Genomic DNA, 7,165 nt, shown 5'->3' with positions numbered 1-7,165 from the left:
TGGTACACCGCGACCCAGCGCAGATCATGGAAGACGTCGATCGGCGCCGGCGCGCTGACCTGGGGAGCAAGGGCCAAGGCCGACGAAGGCGCCAGGAGACCCACGAGGATGCCCTCCAGCATGGCGGCGCCCACGCAGAGGAGCACGAGCGCCGGGCCAAACCCTCCCCTCGAATGATCGGCGCGATGGTCGGCGACCAACATGAAGGCTCCGTCTCGGGCCGCTCTACCCGGCGAAGCTGTCGAGGCGGGTGCGAAGGTCCCGCAGGGCAGCACCGTGCAGCTGGCGGACCCGGGTGGACGAGAGACCGATCCCCATCAGTCTCGGGTTTGGGTCATGGCTCCACTGTCCTGTTCCTCCGGCACTGGGGTAGTGGCGCAGACTCCGCTTGGCGAAGTATCGCGCTGAGCCGCTGGGCCGACTTCCCGTGCGCTCATGGGGACGATCCTCCGCAGACTGGTGACGGTCATCTGCCGCCTTCGCTGACCATCCTGATGACGTCCGGCGTCGATCGCATCCAGGAAACCCACAGCCCAGCGCTTTCCGCCCAAGTGGCCGGCTAAGCGCGAAGTCGACGGTCGACTACGGGTTTCCCTGATTCGAGCGCCTCGTTCTGCCGCCACGATGGGGGTCAGAGTGCTCGACACCCAGGAGAAGCAAACCGATGAGTGGCTATGTCCTCGAGAGGGGCAGCACAGAAAGTCTTCGAGGCGATCGGCGTCCGATTTGCCTGCGATGACCCAGTGGGGTACTTGGATGGATGCTTCGCGAAGCAAGTATTATGGCGCCGATGGCCAGAGAAATGGGACACGCTGTCCCTCTGACTGCCGACGAAGAGGCGTTCCTGCGCGCGTTCCTGCGGGCGCTCGTCACCGTGCCGCGCGCTCTGGATGGTGACTTGATGACCTCTCACGGCGTGTCCCTGACCGACTACGTCGGGCTGATGCACCTCTCCGAGGCGCCCGGACATACGCTGCGCATTGGCGACCTCGCCAACATGTGCGCGCTCTCGCTCAGTGGCACGACCCGAATCGTGAGCCGCCTCGAAGAGCAGGGTCTGCTTCGGAGGGAGCAATCTGCCAGCGATGCTCGCGGCTGGGAGGCAGTGCTCACCGGGTCCGGTCTCGCCCATCTGCGCCGGGCCTGGCCATCGCATCTGGCCAGCGTGCGCCGACACATCATCGATCAGCTCGACGACGTCGACCTACCGCCCATCACCGCTGCCGTGTCCGGATTCGCTGGCGGCAGTCCTCAGGACGGGCCGCAAGCATGAATGGCGGCTCCACTCACGCCGATCAGCTCGCCCTCGAGCGCGAAGGGGCTCCATCCCAACCGTCGCACCCATGACCGACAATCTCCCGGCCTCTTCAATGTTCGACTACGACGCCCGCCCCGTTACGCCGCAGGTGGTATTGGTGGGCAGCCCCGTCTCCGCCGACGGCTACGCCATCCGCGACTTCCTGAGCCGAAACCGCTTCCCCTACGAGTGGCTGGACGTCGACGAGACGGACAAGGTCCGTGACCTGCTCGACGTCAGCGAGGTCGAGGCGTCGCGTCTGCCGCTCTGCATCCTCCCCGACGGCAGACGGCTCGCACCCGCCACCGTCGAGCAGGTGGCCTCCGGCCTGGGCATGATCTCGGCACCGTCCCTGTCCGAGTACGACCTCACGATCGTGGGTGCCGGGCCCGCCGGCCTCGCCGCTGCGGTCTACGCGGCGTCAGAAGGACTCCGCGCCGTGGTGGTGGAGGCGGTGGCGCCAGGTGGACAGGCGGGAACGACGTCGATGATCGAGAACTACCTGGGCTTCCCCAACGGCATCAGCGGGAGCGAGCTCGCCACCCGGGCGGTGGCCCAGGCGCGGGGCTTCGGCGCCGAGATCCTCCAGGCCCGCCCCTTGGTCGGTGTCTCGAGCGACGGTCCTGGCTACGTCGCTCGACTCTCCGACGGCACCCTGGTTCGAGGGCGCGCGCTGCTGTTGGCCAGTGGCGTCGACTGGCGCCGCCTCGACGTGCCGGGGATCGAGGACATGCTTGGCGCGGGCGTCTACTACGGTGCGGGGCCCAGCGAGGCATTGTCGTGCACCCGCTCACGGGTTGTGGTGGTCGGCGGCGGGAACTCCGCTGGTCAGGCGGTCGTCCGCTTCGCCAAGTACGCGCAGCAGGTGACCCTGCTCGTGCGCGGTCGCGATCTGGCGGCATCGATGTCGCAGTACCTCATAGACCGCATATCGGGCATCCCGAACGTGGAGGTGGAAACCGGTTCTCAGGTGGTGGGAGTTGAGGCGGACGACCGTCTCCGAGCGGTCGTCGTTTCCTCCGCCCACCGCACCGGTCGCGCGAGACTGCCGGCGGACTCCCTGTTCATCTGCATTGGCGGCACGCCACGAACCGATGGCGCTACCGGACTCGAGCTCGTCACCAACGACGCGGGATACCTGCGGACCGGCAGCGATGTCGTGGCTGGCGTCGGGCCCGGCGATGGGTGGTCGCTGTCGCGCCAGCCCCTGCCGCTGGAGACGAACCGGCCAGGCGTCTTCGCTGCTGGTGACGTGCGCTCCGGATCGATCAAGCGCTGCGCGGCGGCGATCGGTGAGGGCGCGATGGCTGTGGCCCTGGTGCACAGCCGACTGGCTGAGGTCAACGGTGACTGAGCCACCGGCAGACGTCCAGGTCACCGAGGAGGCGTCGGCGGAGTTCTCTCCGCTGGCCTCCGGCGAAGACATCGAATCGGTCGCCCACGCCCTCGAGAACAACGGTGTCACGGCCTTTGTCTCCGATACCGGCAAGGAGGCGCGGGAGCTCGTGCGCTCGCTGCTCACCGAGAGAGCGGAGGTCTTCAACAACACCTCAGAGACCCTGGAAGCCATCGGTGTGGCCGACGATATCGAGCGCTCAGGCCGCTACCAGCCACTGCGGCTCCGCTTGTATCAGATGGACCGGGAGATGCAGGGTCGTGAGATGCGCATCCTCGCATCCTCGCCCGATTACGTCGTTGGCAGCGTCCACGCCGTCACCGAGGGTGGGTCACTGCTCATCGCCTCCGCGAGCGGCAGCCAGTTGGGCCCGGTCGTCTCGGGCGCAGGTCATGTGATTCTTGTCATCGGTGGACAGAAAATCGTCCCTGACGTCGAGGCCGGACTGCGGCGCATCTACGAGTACTGCTTTCCGCTGGAGGACGATCGGGCGCGCCGCGCCTACGGGGTACGGAGTGGAGTGAACAACATCCTCATCATCAACAAGGTCGTCGCCCCCGACCGGGTGACGACCATTCTTGTGAAGGAGCGACTCGGCTTCTGAAGCGGATCGGTTCTACCTCGACGGCGCGGCCGGCCCGCCCACGTGTCAACCAGGCGGCCGGTACGCCGGTGAGCGTCGACGTTGGCAAACTGACGGCTAGAGATCTCCTGCGGCGAGGCGGGAAGGTGACCGCTGTAATCGCTCGGCGCGCTGCGATCGCCATGACACACTACGCAAGGTCACGCCTGAGTCGTACGAACGTCGACGGGGCGGCGCTCTCTCGGCAGTTTCGTATGGCGCTCGGGGAGCTGGGGCCGACGTTTGTGAAGCTGGGGCAGCTGCTGTCCACCCGGTCTGACCTGATCCCTCCTAGCCTCCAGCGTGAACTCTCGACGTTGCGCGATCGCGCCCCGGCCATTCCACGCGGGACGCTCATGGCAGAGCTCGAGCAGGCCATCGGACCCTCGGGTCGAGAACTCTTCGTGGAGTTCGAAACGGTACCGGTGGCGTGTGCATCTATCGCCCAGGTACATCGGGCGTTGCTGGCCGACGGTCGTCGCGTCGCCGTGAAGGTGCGACGACCTGGGGTCCTGTCGGACGTCAAACTTGACGTGGCACTGCTCCGCGCCTTTTCCCGTGTGCTTCTGCTGTCCCGGCGGACCCAGGAGTACGACCCTCGTCGGCTGGTTGACGAGTTCGCCAACCTGCTCTTCGAGGAGATCGATTTCACGCTCGAAGCCAGGAACATCGAGGCCATCGGACGCACGTTCGCCGACGACAACATTGTCACGGTCCCAAGTGTGGTCGAGGAGGTCAGCGGCGAGTCGATATTGACCATGGACTGGGTCGAAGGCATACCCCTCACAGACGGCGGAGCGCTGGACGCAGCCGATATCGATCGAGCTGGCCTCGCTCGAGCCATCGTTCATGCCTACGCGACGATGATCTTCCGGTCCGATCGATTCCAGGCCGACGCCCATCCTGGCAACCTCATCGCCATGAGCGGTGGCGGTCTCGGGCTCGTCGACTTCGGCGAGGTGGGTTCGGTGGCACCTTCCACGCGCAGTGCCCTCATGAGCCTGCTCACGGCCGTGCTCGGTCGAGACAGCGATTCCCTCGCCGACGCGGTCCTCTCCTTCAGCCGCCCTGCTCGGTCTGTCGACCGGCTGAGCCTCGGGGACCAGTTGGCGACGCTTCTAGGTCCGGTCACTGACGCGAGCTTGCAAGATCTGAAGCTCGGGCAAGTGCTTCGCGAGCTTCTCCATGTGCTTCATAACCATGGTCTGGTGCTCCCAGCCGACCTCGCGGTGTTGATCAGGACAGTGATCGTCTGCGAAGCAACCGCTGAAGAGCTGGAGCCGTCGATCGACATTCGCAGTTTCCTCGGCGAGATCAGCGGTTGAAAGGGGGGCAGGGTCGCAACGCCGGTTCTTGACGGCTCTGTCCGCAGCGCTGACCAAGCTCGACGAGCTCGCGTCGGGCGCGACGCCGGCCGAAGGTGCTCGGATGTTCGAAAGGGCAGCCGCTGCTGGCGTGCGCCAGGTCAGCCACCGCGCTCCTCCAGAAGTCGGCCACGGTTGACCTTCATGGCTTCGCTGCGGGGGATGGCCTCGAGGAGCTCGATCGACTTCGGGACTTTGTAGGCCAGCAGGCGCCTCTTCACGTACCGCTGGACCTCGTCGAAGGTGGGCGGATCGGCGGGATTCGCCGGCTCGATGATGGCGTGCACGCGTCGACCCCAGTCGGCGTCCTTCAGGCCGACGACGACGACGTCGGCGACCTTGGGGTGGTCGACGATCGCCGCTTCGACCTCGGCAGGGAACACGTTGGCACCACCGGTGACGATCAGGTCGACGCGCCGGTCGGCGATGTAGAGGTAACCGTCCCCGTCGACCTGGCCCATGTCCTGGTAGGAGCCGAAGCCATCGTTCGTCCAGGGAATCTGCGGCACCTCACCGAGGTAGATCGAAGTGCCGTAGCCCTCCGGTGGGCGCATGAAGATGTGGCCGATCTCGCCGGGCGGAAGATCGTTGCCGTCGTCGTCGAGGATGCGGACCGCGGCCCCGTTGAAGCCGCGACCGACGCTGCCCTGGTGAGCCATCCATTCCTTGCCGTCGAGCACCGTGAGGCCGAGACCCTCGGTGCCGCCGTAGGCCATGATGATCTTCTCGGCGCCGATGAGGTCAGCCCAGCGGTGCACGAGCGCCGTCGGCATCGGGGCCGCGCCCTGCAGGATCCACTCCAGGTTCGACAGATCCCTATCGTCGACGCCGGGGAGGTCGGCGATGCGCTGGAGCATCGTGGGCGTCGCGGTGAACGTGGTGACACGGTGCCGTTCGATCGCATCGACGGCCTGCCCGGCGTCGAACTTCTCCAGCACGAACAGATGGTCGCCGGTCATCATGCTATGCAGTGTTGCAAAGGCGTTGACGTGGTACATGGGCGCCAGCACGAGGATCCGTTGCGGCCGCGTAATGGCGCGACCCCACCTTTCGGCGATGGGAATGCTGAATTGCTCGTTGAACACCGGTGGTGTCTGCAGCAGGATCACTTTGGGCGTCCCCGTCGAGCCGCTGCTGCAGATGCCATTGACGTTCGGCGACACGAGGAGTGGCAGCTCCGGGACGCGATTGTCGACCGTCGCCTCGATCCAGGCCAGGTCGTCGGGGCTGAGGTAGAGCTTCGGGGCGATCGCCTGCCTCAACCGGTCGAGCTCCCATTCAGGCACGTCCCAACGGACGGGCACGGGCACAGCCCCGAGCTTCCACGTGGCGAGCACGGAAATCACCAGCTCTGGCGAGTTGCGGATGCCGAGCCCGACGAGGTCACCGAACCCGACGCCGCGGGCGCCGAACGCCGCCGCGACCTGGCTCGATCTGCGTTCGAGCACGGCCCACGTCACCGACCGCTCGCTCCCAGCCATCGCCAGATGCACGTAAGCCGGCTCATCGGGACGCTCCGATGCCAGCGTGCGCAGGCGCTCGACGTTGCTGACCGGCTGTTCCTCTTCCACGACCACCTCTGTCTCCAGCCCCACGCTACGGCACCGCGGAAGTTGGCGGAGTGGCTCTCGGCGATGGCATCCTAGCCCAGCTGCTGCGTAGAGCCGCTTGTCATCGTCCTAGTCGTGCGTGACCCGTCCACATCTGATGAAAAGCGGCGGCAAATTGAGCACCGGTAGACGCCCCACGGTGCTCATCCGGCGGCGGCCGCGCGCTCCTGCGCGTTGAGTAGCTGTAGAAGCGGGTCCGAGGCACTCCGAAGACCGTCGACGGCTGCGTCGACCCGGCCCCGCGCTGCGGCTGCGGCGCTCGGATCCTGGCCGACGGTTTGTAGTGCCCCGACCAGCTCGGCGATGAGGCGTTGCGACTGCTCGAGGAGACGGCGCGACACTTCGACATCGATGAGCAGCGGCGCCGCATTGAGGACAATGGTAATGAAGGTGCGGACCTCACCCGACGCCGCATCTCTGTCACCCGAGCCGTCCAACACCGCCGACACCGCCCGTGACGAACGGCCTGCCTGAGCCATCAGGATCGCCGCCTGCGCTGCCGTCGCCACCGATCGATTCTTGATCTGGCGGAGCCGGAGCACCTGATCCGCGACGAGGACGGTGATGAGGAGCACCACAAGACCGGCGATTGCGTCGGTAGTGAAGGCGTGCATCACCCACCACCGCCGAATGGCGGAATCGGCCACATCCAACGCGATGAGAGCACACGCCAAGCCGGTGGCGGCTACGGCGGCTAACCAGCCCCTCCAGCGTATGCTCATGCCAGAAGCGTAAGCCAAGTTGGCACCGGGGGAGATCCCTGTGAGGTCCCCCGCCGACCTTTCAGGTTCACGGCCGCAGGACGCGAGGCAAGTCGAAGCGGGCCAGAACACCGGGGCCCGCAAACCGGGTGATGCTGGAGACCCGGTCCTCACG

The 7,165-nt window shown here is 66.4% G+C and carries 7 protein-coding genes; 4 read left to right on the top strand and 3 right to left on the bottom strand.

Translation table 11 applies throughout. The features are described 5' to 3' along the window. The coding region (locus VGF64_04965; GenBank protein HEY1634087.1) for a hypothetical protein at positions 1-203 on the bottom strand (203 nt) is incomplete at its 3' end. Between the two features lie 578 nt (positions 204-781). On the opposite strand from VGF64_04965, the gene VGF64_04960 reads away from it, so the two are divergent. From VGF64_04960 to VGF64_04945, 4 genes are all read left to right on the top strand, one after another. After that, the gene (locus VGF64_04960; GenBank protein HEY1634086.1) at positions 782-1,273 is read left to right on the top strand and encodes a MarR family winged helix-turn-helix transcriptional regulator; all 492 of its coding nucleotides are present in this window, start codon (positions 782-784) and stop codon (positions 1,271-1,273) included. Between the two features lie 70 nt (positions 1,274-1,343). Further along, entirely contained in the window at positions 1,344-2,651 is a 1,308-nt protein-coding gene (locus VGF64_04955; protein HEY1634085.1) for an NAD(P)/FAD-dependent oxidoreductase, read from the top strand. Further along, on the top strand, positions 2,644-3,297 hold the full coding sequence (locus VGF64_04950) for an LUD domain-containing protein (protein HEY1634084.1): 654 nt from the start codon (positions 2,644-2,646) through the stop codon (positions 3,295-3,297). Before VGF64_04955 ends, VGF64_04950 begins: the two co-directional genes overlap by 8 nt. Positions 3,298-3,458: 161 nt before the next feature. Next, positions 3,459-4,640 (top strand): AarF/UbiB family protein, encoded by a 1,182-nt coding sequence (locus tag VGF64_04945; GenBank protein ID HEY1634083.1) that lies wholly within the window; start codon positions 3,459-3,461, stop codon positions 4,638-4,640. 140 nt (positions 4,641-4,780) lie between these two features. Here the strand turns inward: VGF64_04945 and VGF64_04940 are convergent, their stop codons facing one another. Together VGF64_04940 and VGF64_04935 are read right to left on the bottom strand one after the other, a co-directional pair. Next, positions 4,781-6,274 carry an AMP-binding protein gene (locus VGF64_04940; protein HEY1634082.1) on the bottom strand — a complete coding sequence of 498 codons (1,494 nt, stop codon included), beginning with the start codon at positions 6,272-6,274 and terminating at the stop codon, positions 4,781-4,783. Between the two features lie 158 nt (positions 6,275-6,432). Further along, the gene (locus VGF64_04935; protein HEY1634081.1) at positions 6,433-7,011 is read right to left on the bottom strand and encodes a hypothetical protein; all 579 of its coding nucleotides are present in this window, start codon (positions 7,009-7,011) and stop codon (positions 6,433-6,435) included. Between the last annotated feature and the right edge of the window lie 154 nt (positions 7,012-7,165).

This window comes from Acidimicrobiales bacterium (assembly GCA_036491125.1).
Taxonomy (GTDB): Bacteria; Actinomycetota; Acidimicrobiia; order Acidimicrobiales; family AC-9; genus AC-9.
Note: the sequence above shows the minus strand (reverse complement) of the source record. Positions and strands in the feature narration are given on the sequence as shown.

Bases quoted from the DNA above. Each gene is read 5' to 3' on its own strand.
- VGF64_04955 (HEY1634085.1), top strand. From the start codon at position 1,344: ATGACCGACAATCTCCCGGCCTCTTCAATGTTCGACTACGACGCCCGC.
- VGF64_04960 (HEY1634086.1), top strand. From the start codon at position 782: ATGGCGCCGATGGCCAGAGAAATGGGACACGCTGTCCCTCTGACTGCC.
- VGF64_04945 (HEY1634083.1), top strand. From the start codon at position 3,459: ATGACACACTACGCAAGGTCACGCCTGAGTCGTACGAACGTCGACGGG.
- VGF64_04935 (HEY1634081.1), bottom strand. From the start codon at position 7,011: ATGAGCATACGCTGGAGGGGCTGGTTAGCCGCCGTAGCCGCCACCGGC.